The 17,735-nt window shown below is 30.3% G+C and carries 13 protein-coding genes and 1 pseudogene; 4 read left to right on the top strand and 10 right to left on the bottom strand.

Going from position 1 to position 17,735, the window contains the following annotated elements:
- Positions 1 to 60 precede the first annotated feature (60 nt).
- The 3 genes from AD998_21590 (at position 61) to AD998_21580 (ending at position 4,487) form a co-directional block, all read left to right on the top strand.
- On the top strand, positions 61 to 2,577 hold the full coding sequence (locus AD998_21590) for a haloacid dehalogenase (protein KOY84339.1): 2,517 nt from the start codon (positions 61 to 63) through the stop codon (positions 2,575 to 2,577).
- 627 nt (positions 2,578 to 3,204) lie between these two features.
- The gene (locus AD998_21585; GenBank protein ID KOY84338.1) at positions 3,205 to 3,786 is read left to right on the top strand and encodes a cyclic nucleotide-binding protein; all 582 of its coding nucleotides are present in this window, start codon (positions 3,205 to 3,207) and stop codon (positions 3,784 to 3,786) included.
- A gap of 83 nt (positions 3,787 to 3,869) precedes the next feature.
- Complete coding sequence (locus tag AD998_21580) at positions 3,870 to 4,487, top strand: hypothetical protein (protein ID KOY84337.1); 618 nt, start codon at positions 3,870 to 3,872, stop codon at positions 4,485 to 4,487.
- A gap of 103 nt (positions 4,488 to 4,590) precedes the next feature.
- On the opposite strand, the gene AD998_21575 is transcribed toward AD998_21580, so the two are convergent.
- Together AD998_21575 and AD998_21570 are read right to left on the bottom strand one after the other, a co-directional pair.
- Positions 4,591 to 7,674 carry a hypothetical protein gene (locus AD998_21575; GenBank protein KOY84336.1) on the bottom strand — a complete coding sequence of 1,028 codons (3,084 nt, stop codon included), beginning with the start codon at positions 7,672 to 7,674 and terminating at the stop codon, positions 4,591 to 4,593.
- Between the two features lie 17 nt (positions 7,675 to 7,691).
- Entirely contained in the window at positions 7,692 to 8,432 is a 741-nt protein-coding gene (locus AD998_21570; protein ID KOY84335.1) for a hypothetical protein, read from the bottom strand.
- An 858-nt stretch (positions 8,433 to 9,290) separates the two neighbouring features.
- On the opposite strand from AD998_21570, the gene AD998_21565 reads away from it, so the two are divergent.
- On the top strand, positions 9,291 to 9,737 hold the full coding sequence (locus AD998_21565; protein KOY84351.1) for a hypothetical protein: 447 nt from the start codon (positions 9,291 to 9,293) through the stop codon (positions 9,735 to 9,737).
- Positions 9,738 to 9,773: 36 nt separating this feature from the next.
- Here AD998_21565 and AD998_21560 read toward each other — a convergent pair whose 3' ends face one another.
- The 8 genes and pseudogenes from AD998_21560 to AD998_21525 form a co-directional block, all read right to left on the bottom strand.
- Complete coding sequence (locus AD998_21560) at positions 9,774 to 10,679, bottom strand: hypothetical protein (protein KOY84334.1); 906 nt, start codon at positions 10,677 to 10,679, stop codon at positions 9,774 to 9,776.
- 1,203 nt (positions 10,680 to 11,882) lie between these two features.
- Positions 11,883 to 12,326, bottom strand: a pseudogene (locus tag AD998_21555) (hypothetical protein).
- Between the two features lie 77 nt (positions 12,327 to 12,403).
- The gene (locus AD998_21550; GenBank protein ID KOY84350.1) at positions 12,404 to 13,147 is read right to left on the bottom strand and encodes a hypothetical protein; all 744 of its coding nucleotides are present in this window, start codon (positions 13,145 to 13,147) and stop codon (positions 12,404 to 12,406) included.
- 195 nt (positions 13,148 to 13,342) lie between these two features.
- Entirely contained in the window at positions 13,343 to 14,005 is a 663-nt protein-coding gene (locus tag AD998_21545; protein KOY84333.1) for a hypothetical protein, read from the bottom strand.
- A 275-nt stretch (positions 14,006 to 14,280) separates the two neighbouring features.
- Positions 14,281 to 14,991, bottom strand: a complete 711-nt coding sequence (locus AD998_21540) for an exonuclease (protein ID KOY84332.1) — start codon at positions 14,989 to 14,991, stop codon at positions 14,281 to 14,283.
- A 75-nt stretch (positions 14,992 to 15,066) separates the two neighbouring features.
- A complete protein-coding gene (locus AD998_21535; GenBank protein KOY84331.1) occupies positions 15,067 to 15,654 on the bottom strand; it encodes a resolvase in 588 nt (195 codons plus the stop codon).
- A gap of 609 nt (positions 15,655 to 16,263) precedes the next feature.
- Positions 16,264 to 17,160 carry an AraC family transcriptional regulator gene (locus AD998_21530; protein KOY84330.1) on the bottom strand — a complete coding sequence of 299 codons (897 nt, stop codon included), beginning with the start codon at positions 17,158 to 17,160 and terminating at the stop codon, positions 16,264 to 16,266.
- Between the two features lie 63 nt (positions 17,161 to 17,223).
- Positions 17,224 to 17,658, bottom strand: a complete 435-nt coding sequence (locus AD998_21525) for a hypothetical protein (protein ID KOY84329.1) — start codon at positions 17,656 to 17,658, stop codon at positions 17,224 to 17,226.
- Positions 17,659 to 17,735: the final 77 nt, after the last annotated feature.

Raw genomic sequence — 17,735 nt, 5'->3', positions numbered from 1 at the left:
CAATGTTCTATATTTTATTGAATCCATAACAAAAGCTGGCAATTATAGCTATCTGCAACCATGCCTGATAATCAGTTCGACATAAACGGTTTAGATGATAAAGAAGTAATTCTTGCAAGGGAGAAATTTGGTGAAAACAAATTAACCTTTAAAAAAGAAAACCATTTCTTAGATATCATAAAACAAATTGCTAAAGACCCAATGATAATAATATTATTGATAGCTTCTACTATCTATTTTATCAGTGGCGAAATAGGAAACGGATTTTTTTTGGTTCTAGCCATTATCTTCATCACATCCATTTCCTTATATCAATTTTCAAGAAGTAAAAATGCTTTAGAAAAGCTAAAAGATTTTTCTCAGCCTAGTTGCAAGGTCATTCGCAATGGTAAAATCAAAGAAATTAAAAGTGAAAACATCGTAATAGGCGACTGCCTGATGGTTGAAGAAGGTACTTCAATTACGGCAGATGGCACAATTATTCATTCCAATGACTTTTCAGTAAATGAATCTATCCTAACTGGCGAATCGCTTGCAGTTTTTAAGGATAAAGAAAAAGAAGATAAATTTATTTATAGTGGAACAACAGTAGCCAGTGGATTAGCCATAGCAGAAATTACCAATGTTGGTAACCAAACCAAATTAGGTAAAATTGGAATAAGCTTAGAAGGAATCAAAGAAGAAAAAACACCTTTAGAAATTCAAATTACCAACTTTGTAAAGTGGATGGCTATTGCTGGAGCAGTAGTTTTTGCAGTCGTTTGGGCTATTAACTATTGGCAGTCGCAAAATATATTGAAAAGCTTACTGCAGTCGCTTACTTTAGCAATGAGCATTTTACCTGAAGAAATACCTGTCGCTTTCACCACATTTATGGCATTAGGTGCATGGCGTTTAATGAAAATGGGCATTATAGTAAAACAAATGAAAACAGTAGAAACATTAGGCAGTGCGACTGTTATATGCATTGATAAAACAGGAACGATTACAGAAAACAAAATGAGTTTGGCAAAACTATTTGTGTTAAAAAGCAATTTAATATTTAGTTTGGAAGATGTATTAAATGATGATGAAAAGGAATTAATAGCATTAGCAATGTGGGCAAGTGAGCCTATACCGTTTGACCCAATGGAAGTGGCATTGCATCAAACTTATAAAAAATTAACAAAAAATGACTTACGACCAGCTTATAAACTCATTCATGAATATCCATTAGGTGGCAAACCACCAATGATGACTCATATATTTTCGGACAATAATGGCAACAGAGTTATAGCAGCTAAAGGAGCTCCTGAAGCATTAATAAATGTTTCAAAACTTACAGAAACAGAGAAAAAAGACATTCATACTGCTATTCAGCTTTTAGCAACCGAGGGTTACAGAGTTCTAGGTGTTGGTGTTTCTGATTTTAAGGGTGATAGCTATCCAGCAAATCAACAAGATTTACCTTTTCAATTTAAAGGTATTGTTGCTTTTTACGACCCACCTAAAAAAAATATCCAAAGCGTTTTGAATGATTTTTACACAGCAGGAATCAAAGTAAAAATTATTACTGGAGACAATGCAGTCACTACCACCTCAATTGCAAAGCAAATTGGCTTTAAGGGTTACGACAAAACAATTTTAGGAGATGAGTTAATGGAATTATCTGAAAAAGAGTTGCAAAGCTGTGTAAATGATATAGATATTTTTACAAGAATGTTCCCCAATGCCAAACTGAAAATAATTAATGCTTTAAAATTCAACAACCAGATTGTAGCCATGACAGGTGATGGTGTGAATGATGGTCCAGCATTGAAAGCAGCACATATTGGAATTGCAATGGGTAAAAAAGGAACAGAAATAGCAAAGCAAGCAGCATCACTCATTTTATTAGAAGATGATTTGTCTAAAATGGTAGATGCAATTGCTATGGGCAGAAAAATATATGCTAACCTGAAAAAAGCCATTCAATATATCATATCCATACATATACCAATCATTCTAACAGTTTTTGTTCCTTTAGCTTTAGGATGGATATATCCAAATATTTTCTCGCCTGTTCACATCATTTTTTTAGAAATAATAATGGGACCAACTTGTTCTATTGTTTATGAAAATGAGCCAATTGAGGCAAATATAATGTTGCAGAAACCAAAACCAATGACAACAACTTTCTTTAATTGGAGAGAACTATCCATAAGCATTATCCAAGGATTATTCATCACAGCAGGAATATTGTTTGTTTACCAATATTCAGTAATAAATGGTTATAATGAGGCACTTACTAGAACAATGACCTTTACTGTTTTAATTACAGCAAACATTTTTCTAACATTGATTAACCGTTCATTTTATTATTCCATTTTTACGACCCTAAAGTATAAAAACAATATGCTTTTATTAATCATTTTCATAACCACTGCTATTGTAGGACTTATTCTTTATCTACAACCATTAACAACATTCTTTCAATTTGACACATTAAATATATTGCAACTGTTAATTTGTATAATTATTGGTTTTATCTCAGTAATATGGTTTGAAATAGTAAAACTCATTAAGAGAACAAAAACAAATAAAAAGACCAATTTATAAAAAGTGTCTACAAATCAGGCTAAAGAGCCTTTTCCATACTTCTTTGTATTTCACAGTATTTAGTTAATTGTACAAATTCTTTTCAAGAATACTGAGAAACCCTCTTAGAATAAAATAAAACTTTAGTAATAGAATAGATTATTGATAGCCGTTCTCAGAGCAACAATGTTGGTATCTTGAGCTTTAAGGCTTTAACTCATTACTCAGCCTATCACTTTTTCATCAAGCAAATGGAAGTGCTAACTTAGCATTTTACAACAAACCCCAGAAAAAAAGCCATTGGCATTTTGTTTATTTATTTTTTAAGCTATTCACGAATGCTTTGCATTTCTTCAGAACACACAAGAAAAGGGGATTACTCTGGAACAATGTTGTCGCTTGAATCTTTCTCCACTTTTTGTTTTCATATCCATTAAATCCTGACAAAAAATTATTTGAGAGTCTACAAATCACTCTAAAAAATGTGCAGTTTTTGTATAGTCATAGACCTTATTTCTAGGGAAAAGAATATTTAACAATACAATATATACGATTTGTATTGTTAATGATATAATTCTTTAAAAGAATACGTATATTAAGTATATTTATGAGTTGGTGGCAAGTGTAATAGACAACAACAACAAAACAATGAAAAATATACTATTTGACTTTATATCAAAATACGTTTCTCTGACAGAAGATGAAAAGAACGCTATTGCTCCTTTGGACATATTTCGCTCAGTAAAGAAAGGGACCACTTTACTCAAAGAAGGACAAATATCGAAAGATAGCTACTTTATTCTAAAAGGATGTATTCGAACATATTATGTTTTAGAGGGTGAAGAAAAAACTACTGCTTTCTACACAGAAATGGAAGTTTTGACACCCTCTTGTGTAATCAGCAAAACTCCATCCGAATATTATATAAGTTGTATAGAAGACACTATACTTACAGTTTCAAATTCTGATATGGAAGTAGAAATAAACAGTAAATTTCCAAAGTTTGAAAACCTATGCAGAATATTATCTGAAGAACTTTTAGCCAAACAACAAATGGACTTTGATGAGTTTAAGACTTCTTCACCTGAACAACGATACCTGAACTTACTAGAAAAAAGACCAGACCTTGTTCAACGTGTTCCACAACACCAATTAGCAAGTTTTTTAGGTATAACACCACAATCATTAAGTAGGTTAAGAGCAAGAATTTTGGAGAAAAGCAAAGAGTAACTTCATTTCTTACCTTAAGTGAACGATTTTAAGTTTATTACCAATCTATTTTGCAGCATCGTTTAACATTAATTAAAAAAGATATGCAAAAGAAAATTTTATGGATTGGACTTACCTTAGTTTTGGCAAGCAGTTTACAGGTGAATGCACAGAATGCAAAAAAAGACAGTACTTACAAAAGATGGTTTGTTGGTAGTACCTTATTTTTATTAGGTAATTTTGATAAAACAAATAATCCAGAGTTTATACAAATAAATGCAGGATACAGGATAACGCCTAAAGATGTTATTCACTTTAAATTTAAAAGGTCCATTTATTCTTGGCCAATTGGTATCCCTTTTGGACCTGATTTTGATGCACCTGGACTAAACTATCCTGGACATGCACGCATACTTGCTCCTCAAATAGGATATCAGCGGTTTTGGTGGAAAGGTGTATATACATCTGTTACCGCAATGAATGCTTTCGAAAAATATGTGGATGAGAATAAAAAAAAGATTGGAAATGGTTACACCTTATATCTGGATTTCTATTTGGGTTACCAGTTTAAGTTTTTTAAAAACCGCTTCTTTTTTGAACCAGCTATTGGAATTAGTTATTGGCCTATAAGAACTAATGTTCCAGAATCTTTTAAAGCAGTAGAAAAAAGATGGCCTAACTACTTTATTCAACCTGGGTTTGATTTTGGGTTTAATTTTTAATTGATAATTTAGCAGTGATTAAAAAAATAGTTAAAAAAGGTGTATATAAAACTTATAAAAAAGAAAGCTGTTTTAAAATTAAAACAGCTTTCTTTTTTATGAATTATTCTTTTACAAAATCCGTAAAACTTTTAAAAACAATTTCTGTTTGTTTTAGCTTCACTATTTCTTGATTTATTTTTACTAAATCCTTAGTTAAAAAATCATTGTGCTTTTTCATTGCATTTCCTAATTGTAATTCTAGCTCTTTTAATCTATCTAGTTGATTACTAGATGGTTTTTCAAATGTAGAATTAACTTTTGCATAAAGACTTGCAATTTTTTCTCTTAATTCAGGATCTGATGTGTCTGTGTAATTATTTCCTTTTGTAATTACTAAAGTTTCTTTAAAACTTTGTAACTTTTTTAAAGTTTCAGTTTTTAACTTATTGTTTAACAATGTATTGGAAGTTAATTGATCTATAACTTCATCTATTTGATAGACTACATAAGCTAAATCTTGATTCATATCAAACAATCTTTTTGCTGTTTTTTCTTGTAATTTTCTATCTTCTATCTTTATTACAGAATTGGATGGATATTTTAATTGAAAGGTTTTTTCAAAATTTTCTTTACCATTAGAAAAAACTGCTTTATAACTTCCTTCAGGAACTCTTAAACTAGAAAAACCATCATATGTCATAGTTTTGGCTTTTGCAATTTTAGGTGGTTTCATGGTTCCGTCCCAAGTTACAGTATTTATTCCTTTGTTTTTAGAAGGAGTTAAATCAGCTACTTCAAGGTTTTCTGAATTAAATATTTTTAAACTAAATTTTCCAAAAACAGGTTTTTTCTTTAAATAATAATTTATTTTAACATTTTTAGTAGGGTTGTTTCCTATAAATTCCGTTACATTTCCACCACCACCAAAGGTAGATTCTTCATTGTATTCGATAGTTTTTATATCAAAAAAATGAAAATCTTTATTTACTATTTCAGGTGTTAAACTTCTTAATGTTGAGACATCGTCAATAATAATGACTCCTCTTCCATGAGTACCTGCTATTAAATCGCTAGTAGCTTTGTCCATAGTCAAAAAATGAACAGAAGCAGCTGGAAAATTAGAAGTAAATTGAGCCCAAGTATTTCCTCCATCTAAAGTAATAAATAATCCCAATTCAGTTCCTAAAAATAGTAAATTAGGATTTACTAAATCTTCTTGTATATTTCTTGAACTTCCTTTTATCTCAGGAGTAACAATACTTTTCCAAGTTTTTCCAAAATCAGTAGTTTTATAAACATAAGAATTCATATCGCTTTTTGTATGTGCATCAAATACTGCATAAGCAGTTCCTTTATCAAATACACTTGCTTCTATATGATAACACCATGTAGCTTTAGGTAAATTTGGAAAATTTAAAGTTAAATTTTCCCATGTTTTTCCTCCATTTTGAGTAATTTGAACATTACCGTCATCAGTACCTATCCATATAATATTTTCATTTAGTGGAGATTCAGCAATAGTGAAAATAGTACAATTTTTTTCTGCTCCAGATCTATCTCTTGTCAATCCACCTGTATTGATGTCATCATATTTTAATTTATTGTTTGTAGTTAAATCTGGAGATATTTTTTTCCAGTTATCCCCCATATCTTCTGAAACATGTAAAAATTGACTTCCTATGTATAATCTATCTGGTTTATTAGGACTTGTGGTAAGAGAAGCATTCCAGTTAAATCTTAATTTTTCATCTTTTTCAGGTAAAATATTTATTGTTTTGGTTTGTTTTTTTACTTTATCATATCTCCATATATTTTCTGCTCCTTGCATTTCTGAATACACAATATTAGAATTAGTAGGGTGTGGGTATACTCTAAATCCATCGCCGACACCTACACATACCCAATCTTTATTTTCAATACCTTGTGGGCTGTCAGAAGGACCATACCATGAACCATTATCTTGTAAACCACCATAGATATTATAAGGTTTTTCATTATCAATACTAACATGATAAAATTGTGAAACAGGTAAATTATCTACAAAAAAGGTTGTTGTACCTCCATCTAATGAAATATTTACACCACCATCATTCCCTACAATTAATTTATCGGTATTACTGTAATCAAATACTATATCATGAATATCTGGGTGCATGTTACCCAAGTTCTTAAAAGTTTTTCCACCATCTCTACTTATAGAACCAGAATAGCCTGCTTTTACCACCATATCAGGATTTTTAGGATTGACTACTATTCTTGAGAAATAGAATGGTCTTACTGTTAATTCAAAATCTTTATTCAAATGTTTCCAAGAATTACCTGCATCATCTGAACGATATAAACCATTAGTTTCTGCTTTTTCACTTTCTACTACAGTATATAAAATGTTAGTATTAGAAGGTGCAACAGCAATTGCTAATCTTCCCAATTTTCCTTTTGGAAAGCCATTGTGTATTTTATTCCAAGTTTTTCCACCATCAATAGATTTATATAATGCCCCATTATCACCACCCGATTCAAATGACCAAGCAGTTCTTCTAAATTCCCACATACTAGCATATAATATATTAGGATTAGTAGGATCCATTTCTAAATCGGCACAACCTGTTTTAGGATTTACATATAAAATTTTATTCCAAGTTTTACCACCATCTGTAGTTTTATATACTCCCCTATCTTCACTATCACCCCACAACTTTCCTAAAACGGAAACATAGATTTCATCAGAATTCTTAGGATTTATATGAATATTTCCTATTCTTTCTGAATTCTCTAAACCCATTTTAGTCCAATTCAATCCTCCATCAGTAGTTTTATAAATCCCGTCTCCATAAGAAACACTATTCCTTGTCCATACTTCTCCTGTTCCTACCCAAAAAACAGCATCAGGATTATTAGGGTCAAAAGCAACAGCTCCTATAGATTGATTGTATTTGTCAAAAATAGAATTAAAATTTAAACCACCATTAGAAGATTTCCATACTCCACCACCTGCAGTTCCTACTAGTATAGTATTTGTGTTTTTAGGATGTAAAGCAATATCTGTAACTCTTCCGCTCATAACTGCAGGACCTATTTGTCTTGCCTTTAAAGAACCAAATAATTCATCTACTTTAGTTGTATTTTGTCCATAAATTGACGTTGCCAAAACAAAAAAGAGAATAGATATTCTATTTTTTAGATTATTTATTGCGAATATTTTCATCTTATTTTTGTGTTAAATTATTCAACAAACTTAAAAATAGTTGCATCAACTTTAGGATTAATTTCCATTTTTTCAAACTTTATGCTAGATAAAACTTGTCCATCCATTTTTACATCTATAGAAAATGGAAGAGTTATACCGTTAACTTCTTGATATTCTCCTAGGAAAGATTGCATTTTTTTACCCGCTTGTGCCCCTTCAGTTATTTCATTTTCTATAATTATTGGTACATAATTTTCCATATCAAAATAATAATAACTTACATTAGCTATTTCTTTACCATTCTGTTTTATCGGTTTTCTAATCAATTTTAATTTAAAATACTCTGTTCCTTCAATTTTTTCTTTTCCCATATATTCTAATGAATATCCATTTTTTTTATAATTCAAAAAAGGATCAGGAAAAGATAAAACTTCGTTTTTATAATTTTCTGTTGCTTCAGAATTTGCTTTTTCTGGTTTCATAGTCATTTGGTTAGTATTCCATAGTACTGAGCCATCAAATACATTTTGGTAAAAATTCATGCCTTGAAATACTGCTTTTGACCATGTTTTACCATCTTTTAACCTGACATCTTCTAATGGTAATTCCAATGTTCCATATTTAACTTTTCCAGTAGTTTTAATACCATTTATTTTTTCATACTTTTCTTTACCACCTGTATTTTCAAAATACTTTGTGATAATTTGGTCTACTGTTTGTGCTTGACAAAGCATTCCAATAAAAAATAAGCCAAGACTTAAAATTATTTTTTTCATGTTTTTATGAGTTTAAAATTATTTAATAGGTATTGTCTTTAATAAATTTGTTACAAGTAAAAAAATCACTTTTCAATAATACAGTCGTTTAAATTTTTATATAAGAACTATGTTTTTATAAATATTTGCGTTTCGATACTTAAAACAATACAAAATAACCTATTATTTACTTATATCATCCTGAAAAAGGCTGGCAGAATTTAGACTAATTGCGTAATTTTTTAAACTTACGCAATTTTGTCAAAAAAATTATAACGTGATTTTATTTTTTTTATTATCTTAAATATAGTAGAAACGTTCTTTGAAAACCGAAGAGCGTTTTTTATTAAAAAGCACGTGACGCTTTCGGAAATATTAGGTTATTTAAGAAGTTGGTCAGCAACTCAAAAGTATATTGACAAGTATAACGAAAATCCAATAGACATTTTATCACAAAAACTTCAAGACTCACTAAGATTTTGTAAATAGAGATATTTGAGCAATTAATAAATGTTGATGCATTTGTATAAAATTATAATATGAGTCTGTCTAACATAATTTATTGATGGCAATAACAAAAATAGCAATGTTATTGAAAGCCTGATGCCTTTTTTTTCTTTGATAAGTCAAGATGACTTTGAAATTCCAGTTTTCGATACAACTAAAATTCATTCACAAGCTATTTAAGATGAATTTTACGAAAAAGTAATAAATGCTTTCTTATAATTAAAAGTTTTTTATATTGTTGTAGCCACAGAAAAAACTTGGGATAATATTATCAAATCTGATAAATTTGCTTCTATTGTGATTCAGGTTTTGCAAAAAAGTAATCTTGCAAACTTAATGAATGCCTTCAAGAAAATAGATAACAAAAAAATCATGACAAAAGAAATACTGATAGAAAAGTGCCTTGAACTGTTACAGAACAAGAAAACTATTTTGGAAAATAATATAGAATTGGCTCAAGAAGCATCTAGAGATGATACCAAAAGTAGTGCTGGGGATAAATATGAAACCACTAGAGCCATGATGCAGATAGAAATTGATTCAAACAAAAAAAGACTTTTGGAAACACAAGCTTTAGAAAATATCTTGGTTAGTATTGACACCCATAAAACACATACTAAAATAGGTCTGGGTTCTATCGTCAAAACCAATCAAGGAATATTTTTCATTAGTATTGGATTGGGGCAATTGAAAATTGAACATGCAACTTTCTTTATCATTTCTCCTGATTCTCCCATTGGGAAAGAACTTCTATATAAATTAATTGGAGATAGTTTTTCATTCAACCAAAAAAATTATATTGTAGAAGAAGTTTTTTGAGAAAAAGACCTTCTTCCATTTTCAGATAAACACAAATTACACACCAAAAATTTTAGCAGTATACCCTCCTACACTTGAAATCTGTTTGTTGATAACCAAGATATTAATCTCATAGAGACGCTTGTTAATTTCTTGTTCTGTGTAAAGTTCTAAGATTTTGAGAGATTGATCTTTACGAAGTTTAAACTGCGAAGTAAGTCTTTCTAAAAGTTGTTCTTTACCTAATATTTCAATTTCTGGTAATACTAAACTTGTAGCCTTGACATGCCTTTTAGAGATAAAAAACTCTAAAGAAGTCACTTTTCTTCCTGTTTTCTTGGTTTTGTAACTGAAGGCAATGTCAGTATACTCATCCAACTCTTTTTGAGCCGTTTTAAGTATTCTTTTTTCAAAATCTGCCCAATTGGGATAACTATCCCCTCCTTTTTCATCTAAAATAAAAAGTTTGTATTTAAGGTCTTCAACCTTAATAAACATCTTTTTGGTATCTTTGTACTGGGAAAGCATTTCATAGAGCCTTTTGGAGTACTTACTCTTTACAGTTAAAGCCATATCCAACTGAAAAGTGGTAAACTTTTCTTTGAGGTCAAAAAGATAAGGTTTAAGTCTTTGGGAAATCTCAAGCTCAATAGTTCTTGATTTTTGAATATAGGAAACAGAACTAAAAAAAGTCATCTGCAAAAAACCTGCTTCTCCATCAGGATTTTCTACTTCTATGAGTTTCGTAACAAGACTAGCCGTTGCTTTCCGAATATCATCTGGTCTAATTTGATTATCCAAAATACGCTCCATATCAACTACTGAAACTCTATATTTCTTATCCACAGCATCATCTTTCTTTATCTGAGCCATTACCAAATACAGAATATTTTTTTGTAAGGCTGAAAGCTCATAACGGGCTTGTGTGATTGCATTTGCCTGATAAATAATGTTCTTTGCCATCTCTCAACTATCCTTATTTTTTTGAAAAATAGAAAATAATTACGACAAATCAAAATTTATGTCGTAATAGATTGTCTCTCTTTCTATAATTTTCTTGTATTTTGGAGATGTGGATAATCTTGAGTTTTTGTCGTAGTCGCTCTGAGTTTTTGTCGTAATTAGCTGAGTTTTTGTCGTAGTTTAGCTGAGTTTTTGTCGTAGTTAGCTGAGTTTTTGTCGTAATTAGTAAAATTTATATACTCAAAATTATTACATAAGAAACTGTAAATCTTTTATTTATATATGATACGTTTTTTATTTAAAGGAGGCTACAAATATAAACAAATATATATTACAAATAATACAAATATTGTGAAGATTTTTTAAAAAAGTATTTTTGATTTTATTATTTGTGGATAACCTTGAGTTTTTGTCGTAGTTTATTATTTAAAAAATTACAAATCAAATAGTTAGACTAAATATTAGCAAATATTTTATACTGCTTGCCTGAGTTTTTGTCGTAATTAATATCTCAAATAATTCATTATCATTTATTTATAGGTTTAACAGATATTTCAATATTTGATTTTGAGTAATTACAAAAAACTTCTGTTTTGTCTGAGTTTTTGTCGTAGTTATAAATTTAAAAGGTTGAAAATCAAAAATAAATAGTAATCTTTTTTTGATAAACTGCATCAATTTTTGTCTGAGTTTTTGTCGTAGTTACACATATAAATACTTGTTTTTAAATTGATTATAAAGCTATAAATATTTAAAAAGTGGCTAAACTCATAAATTTAGCCACTTTTTAATCACATGTTTAATTTACAAAATATTTCTTAGGCTTAAGCTGAGTTTTTGTCGTAATTAAATATGTAAATTCCTGATTTTTAATTTTTTGTATTAGCTCAAAATTTTAGCAATTTTCTGAAGCACTTTTATATCATGGACGCTTTTTAGTTTCTCTACAATTTCTTTCTTCATACTACTTGCTTCATCTACTACAACCTCAGATGGGATATTTAAAAGATTTTGAGAAATTTCTTTTACTTTAATTGTGTCTTGTTTCAAAATGGCTTTTCTCAGATTTTCGACTGCTTTTTTATCATAATCGTTTTCCGCAATCTTTTGAATAAGCTCCTGAGGGACTTTGACACTTTTGTTTAAAATCTTTTGTTTTATTTCAGCATTGTTGTTGGCTATTTTATCAATACCCAATGCAAATTTCTCATCTCTCTGTATCGTTTTTGCTGAAACTTTGTGCATTTCAGCCAGTTTTTCGATAGTTTTTTTAGGGGTGGACAAATTGTCCACTCCTCCAGTATGTTGATTTTCGCCTACTTTTTTCTTTTCTCTCTTGTATTGTAAGCCTCTCAGATATTTTTTTTCTTCTTCACTTAAATTCCTCTTACCCAACTGATTGGCAATCATCCAGTCTTTTACTTGCTCCAGATTATCAAATTGCTTTTCGGTAGTTTTGTAAGCAATATTATGTTTGGTACAAATATCGTATCGGTTGTGTCCATCTATAAGAATCAATTGTTTGCCATTGTTCCAAACAATGAGGTTATCTCGGCAACCCTCAGCTATCAAATTGGCTTCCAGTTGCTCATATTCTTCTTTGGTAAGGCTTCTGATAAATATTTTGAGTTCATCGAGTATGGTTATCTCCTTCTCTTTTTCTATGGCTGATTGCTGTTCTACAATTTCGTTTAGAAAGCCCGAAAGCAAACTTTTTTTCTTACTCATATACTTAAAATTTCGTTGGCTAAACTTAAATAATCTTCTGCTCCATTTGAAGCTTTGTTGTATGTGAAAATATCCTGACGCAAAGCCGAAGACTCTTGTAATGTTACATTTTCTCTGATATGTGTTTTGAATACCTTGCTCTTATGTTTGTTAGTAACAGTTTCCACAGAGGCTTTCGACATGACTGTATGACGAGTCTGTGTCATCAGAATACCTAAAATATTCGTTTTTTTACCCAAATTACTATCGACTTCTTGGATAAGATTGATAATCTCGCCAAGTCCGTTGGCTGCCAAAAACTGAGCTTGTACAGGTATGAGTATATCTGTACTTGCAATAATGGCATTGGATGTCAGTATCCCTACACTTGGAGGGCAATCTATTAAAATATAATCATATTTTGCATTGAGTTTTTTGATGGCTTTATCCAATTTGAAAAAACTATCTAATTTTCCTGATATTTTCGCTTCTGCAAAAGCTAAATCAAGTTCTGAAACCACCACATCCATATTTTCAGACACTTTAACAGGTTTCAGAGGCTTTTCGTCTACGATAGACTCTGTAATGGTTTGGCTTTTTTTATCCAAATGAGTGCTACATATCAAAGATAAATTGGCTTGTGGGTCTAAATCTATCAATAAAACTTTTTTTTTGAGAATAGAGAGTGCTTTGCCCAAATTGAGTGTTGAAGTCGTCTTGCCTACGCCTCCTTTGTGGTTGATAATAGAAATTATCTTCATACGGCTATGGATGATTGTACGCAAATATACATACAAAAAGCGTTTTCAGGCTACTTTTATATAAAAAATAGCTTGAAATTTATAAAAATACTTCACTAATATACTTTTAATTATCCTAATAAAGAAGGAAACTGTTTTTTAAAACCCTTTAATCCTTGTAGTTGAGGATTAACATAAAGATGACAAATACATTTATCAGTTTGGTAAAGCAGAAACAATTTCTAATTGGAGAGATTGTGCATCTTGATAATTCCTAACTTTAAGAAGAAAATCTTTAGAAGAGTTGGCTTTAAAAAAATCATAAATGGTATAATTTTCTTCTTTTAGCAAGGTTTCTGTTTTGGTGTAATAATACACTTTGATAACCACATCTTTATAAGTGGCTACTTGGGCAGTATTGTAGATAGCTCCTGTAATTCTTATTTTATCACCCCAAAAATTTTGTTCAGAAGTCCATGTTAGTTTCAAAAATTTGGAAGGTTCATCACCTTCTTGTTCTTGTATATCCATTACTTTCTCTTCATAAGTAGCCACCTGACCTTGTAGAGCGATACTTTTTTGCTTTGTTCCTTGGTTATGATTGTATAAAACAGCAACAAGAACTACAAGAGCAATGAGTAAAATAGATAAACCTATGAAACTTCCATTTCTTTCTGAAGTTTTTGAGCTTTTTTTGTGAATAGGAAGGGAGGGAAGTTCTAAAAAATCGTTGAGTTCTTTTATATTAGAGGCACAAGCCCATTTGGATAAACCCTCATACCAAATAGGAGTATCTTTATGAAAATCTTTTAGCTTGAGTTCCTCTAAGCTAAAAGGACCCTCAGCGTTTGAGCCATTATGAGTAAAGTATTTCTTCATGTTTTTTTCTTAGCAATCTAAGCAAGAAAAAATTTCTACGCATCAGGGAATCCCTGATTTTGAGTTGGTGTAATAAAATAATTTTTTTGAATAAAAATGAGATTATTTTGTTTGAATAATTGCAATAGAATAGTTTTTATATAAAAAATGGCATGTAAGTTTTGTGTAAAAATTGTATAAATTTTAAAAATTAAATGTTATAACATTTAATTGATTTGATGTTGAAGTGTCCAAAGTTTAGTTTTTTGTGATGTAGAAAGATGAGAAATAAAACCTCACAAATCAAAATGAACAATTAAAGGAGTATGGTCGCTGTGGGCAGTCCAATCTTCATGAGTACCAACTTCTACACTTTTTATTTTCTCATAAAGCTCTTTTGAAGTGAAACAATAGTCAAGATGGTAGGGTTTTTCCATATTTCGGTGTAAGAAAAAAGTAGGATGTTCTTCTTTTCCTTGTCCTTGCTCTAAATATTTGTGATAAGCACTCCAAATATTTTTTTCGGCTAACTTTTTAACTACATCAGAGTGGCTTCCTTTCTTATGTTCTTTGTCCCAGATTTTGTTGCTATTGAAATCTCCTGTTAAGATGACTTGCCCTTCTGATAGAAGCTCCTCATAATGATTGACAGCTTTCCAAACTTGTTCTACATATCTTCCATCTGAGTCGTTGGGATGATTTGCCCAAACTGCAAAAAGAGTAAAACCTATTTGTTCATTTTTTACTGAAACAGGCAATATTTGTTTGATGTCTGTGTTATGTTCAAGAGGCTCAAACTTGAAATCACTATATGAAAATATTCCAACTCCTTTATGTGGATTGTCTCCAAACCATACAAAATCGTTTGGTTTTTGTGTTTTGGAGTTAAAAACTAACTTTTCAGGGTTTTCACATTCTTGAACTACTACAATATCTGGTTCATGAACAAGAATTATATCAGCTTTTTTTCTGAAAGCTCCTTGGCAATTCCAAGTGATTAATTTCATTCTCTTCTAATTTTTTAAAAAAGGATTTGATGTTAAAGTGTCCAAAGTAAAATTCTCAGGACACTACTTTTATCATTAAGTACTTGGATTTCCAATCTGTACTCCCCTAAATCTGAGATATTTGTAAAGAGTGGCTTTCGAGATTCCTAGATTTTTAGCAATTTCATTGACTGAAAGAGTATTTTCTTTGTAAAGAGCCTCAGCAACTAAGGCAAGTCTTTGAGCTTTGTCTGAAAGTCCTTTGGGTCTTCCTCCAATTCTTCCTCTTTTTCTGGCTGCCTGAAGCCCAGCCATCGTCCTTTCTCTAATTAAATCTCTTTCAAATTCAGCAATAGAGGCAAAAATATTGAAAACAAGCCTTCCCTGAATAGAGGAGGTGTCAATATTGTCAGAAATACTTACCAATTCCACTTCTTTATTTTTGAAAACTTCCACTAGTTCTAAAAGATGTTTGATGGAGCGTCCCAATCTGTCAAGTTTGTAAACCATGACAACATCACCTTTTCTGAGTTGTTCAAGCATTCTATCTAATTCAGGTCTGGATTGTTTGGCACCAGACACTTTTTCTTCAAATATCTTTTCACAACCAGCTTGTTTAAGAGCATCTGTTTGCAGGTTGAGGTTTTGGTCTTGAGTGGAAACTCTTGCATATCCGATTTTCATAGAGAAAAGTTTAAAAAAGTTAAAGATATTGCAAATATAACTAAACAAATAAAATAAACCAGTTTGCTAAACTTTTATTTTAGGAAAAGTAAAAATCAAAAATAGTCTAAAAAAATACTCCTTTTATTGAACTATTTTTAGTCTTTTTGAGGCAGGTAAATTTTAAACTCATTTTTCATCTATAAAAACCCAGCCTTGAAAAAGGGCTGGATAAAAAGTTTTTTTACTTTGCTATTTTTTCAATATTAAACCTAATTTATGAGACAACTACCAATTTTTAGAGGCATCCATAATGATTTTTTATAATAATACTAAACATTGAATTTCTGTAATTTTAGGTTACACTAAGGATGATGTCAAGGATATGGTGCATCGAGCTGGAAGAATCAAGTAATTTTTTTAGGACTAGTTATTTTGCTCTTCAAGATTTATTTTAACTTTTGGATTAACATCTTTTATTCTGTAAAAACTTTTAACATTTTGAACAACATTTACGTTGGACCTAAAATCTATTCCTTCAAAATTAGTTCATGTTGATTTAAATCTAGTAAAATAAATTTCTAAACAGTTAGAATTCAGCACAATCAAAGCTATTGTTAATTTTTTTCTTTAATTCAAAAACTGTTCTCTATATTCAGTTGGAGTTAGCCCTACTTCCTTTTTAAAAAGCCGAGTAAAGTAAGGTGGATTTTCAAATCCCAATTGGTATGCTGTTTCGGAAACTGTATTATCTGTACTCATCAATATATGTTTCGCTTCGTTTACCAACGCAATATGTATGTGGTCTAAAGCTGTTTTACCTGTTTCCTGTTTTAGTAAGTCACTTAAATACCTAGATGACAATGCCAATTCTGCTGCCATGAATTGTACAGTTGGTAATCCGTTTTTTTGAAGATTACCACTTTCAAAATAATGTTTCAAGATTGTAGTAAATTTTGAGACCGTTGTACCTGATAATACCGTTCTATTTAAAAATTGTCTTTTATAAAACCGTTGAGAATATTTTAAAATAGAGTCAATATGTGTCAAAATAATATCTCTGCTATACTCATCCTGATTGTTATAATATTCTCCCTTAATTTTATTAAATAATTCCCAAAGTGTTTCCTCTTCATTTGGGGATAAATGCAAGGCTTCGTTGGCTTCATAATCAAAGAATCCGTACTGTTTAATGGCGTTATGCAAATCATGTTTAATTAAATAGTCTTCATGAATGTATATCATAAAACCTTTTTCAATTAATTCTATGTCATCCATTTTAACAATTTGATTAGGTTTTAAGTAAAACATCGAGCCATTTTCATGGTCATATTTTGTTCTACCATACATTACTGTACCAGACTTTATTTTCTTTAAAGATATTTTATAAAATCCAAAAGTAAATTCTGTTTCTGCAAACTGACAACCTCTTATTTCGTCATAAGTTACGATGCCCAATAATGGATTTTCTGGTGGAGGAAATCCATTTGCAGTATAGAGTTCCGTTATTGTTTTGAATTGTTTCATAATTAATCAAATTAATTGTGATGTTGAAATTTATAAATAAATTTCAATGGATCTTTATTGACTTTAAATTTTTATATTACTGACAGCTAAATTAGAAGTAGCAAATGCCAGCAATCTACCTTCCTGATTAGTAACTTCAGCTCTTAAATTAATTATAGTTCTACCTTGTTTTACCACATTTGTTTTAACTAGAACTATTTCTCCTTCTTTTGCTCCACTAAAATACTCAATATTCAGATTAATAGTAGGGTAAAAGTATTCCAATCCCAATATAAAAAAATTCACTCCAATGCAATCATCAATCATGGATGCCATAACGCCACCATGAAGCATTCCAATAGGATTTGTCATTTCTTTTCGAACAGTAAACTCAAATTCAACTGAATCCTTGTTGGCACTCACTACTTTGCCTTTTAGCCAAAGGGCAAATGGTGAAGGACTCCCTTCAAATGTTTTTCCAACATAGCTTTCTAACATCTTTAATCTATTATTTTCCATTGTAATTGGGTTATATTATTTGATAAAGTTAATTAAGGAGTAAGAATAAATTATCTGACAGTAAAAAATAGTGTAGC

The organism is bacterium 336/3, from assembly GCA_001281695.1.
Classification (GTDB): domain Bacteria; phylum Bacteroidota; class Bacteroidia; order Cytophagales; family Thermonemataceae; genus Raineya.
This window is presented reverse-complemented; position numbering and strand designations above follow the sequence as displayed.

What these genes read in the sequence shown, in the direction of transcription:
- AD998_21585 (KOY84338.1), top strand. Translation starts at nt 3,205, where the DNA reads ATGAAAAATATACTATTTGACTTTATATCAAAATACGTTTCTCTGACA.
- AD998_21530 (KOY84330.1), bottom strand. Translation starts at nt 17,160, where the DNA reads ATGAAACAATTCAAAACAATAACGGAACTCTATACTGCAAATGGATTT.
- AD998_21540 (KOY84332.1), bottom strand. Translation starts at nt 14,991, where the DNA reads ATGAAATTAATCACTTGGAATTGCCAAGGAGCTTTCAGAAAAAAAGCT.
- AD998_21560 (KOY84334.1), bottom strand. Translation starts at nt 10,679, where the DNA reads ATGGCAAAGAACATTATTTATCAGGCAAATGCAATCACACAAGCCCGT.
- AD998_21565 (KOY84351.1), top strand. Translation starts at nt 9,291, where the DNA reads ATGACAAAAGAAATACTGATAGAAAAGTGCCTTGAACTGTTACAGAAC.
- AD998_21545 (KOY84333.1), bottom strand. Translation starts at nt 14,005, where the DNA reads ATGAAGAAATACTTTACTCATAATGGCTCAAACGCTGAGGGTCCTTTT.
- AD998_21570 (KOY84335.1), bottom strand. Translation starts at nt 8,432, where the DNA reads ATGAAAAAAATAATTTTAAGTCTTGGCTTATTTTTTATTGGAATGCTT.
- AD998_21550 (KOY84350.1), bottom strand. Translation starts at nt 13,147, where the DNA reads ATGAAGATAATTTCTATTATCAACCACAAAGGAGGCGTAGGCAAGACG.
- AD998_21575 (KOY84336.1), bottom strand. Translation starts at nt 7,674, where the DNA reads ATGAAAATATTCGCAATAAATAATCTAAAAAATAGAATATCTATTCTC.
- AD998_21535 (KOY84331.1), bottom strand. Translation starts at nt 15,654, where the DNA reads ATGAAAATCGGATATGCAAGAGTTTCCACTCAAGACCAAAACCTCAAC.
- AD998_21590 (KOY84339.1), top strand. Translation starts at nt 61, where the DNA reads ATGCCTGATAATCAGTTCGACATAAACGGTTTAGATGATAAAGAAGTA.
- AD998_21580 (KOY84337.1), top strand. Translation starts at nt 3,870, where the DNA reads ATGCAAAAGAAAATTTTATGGATTGGACTTACCTTAGTTTTGGCAAGC.
- AD998_21525 (KOY84329.1), bottom strand. Translation starts at nt 17,658, where the DNA reads ATGGAAAATAATAGATTAAAGATGTTAGAAAGCTATGTTGGAAAAACA.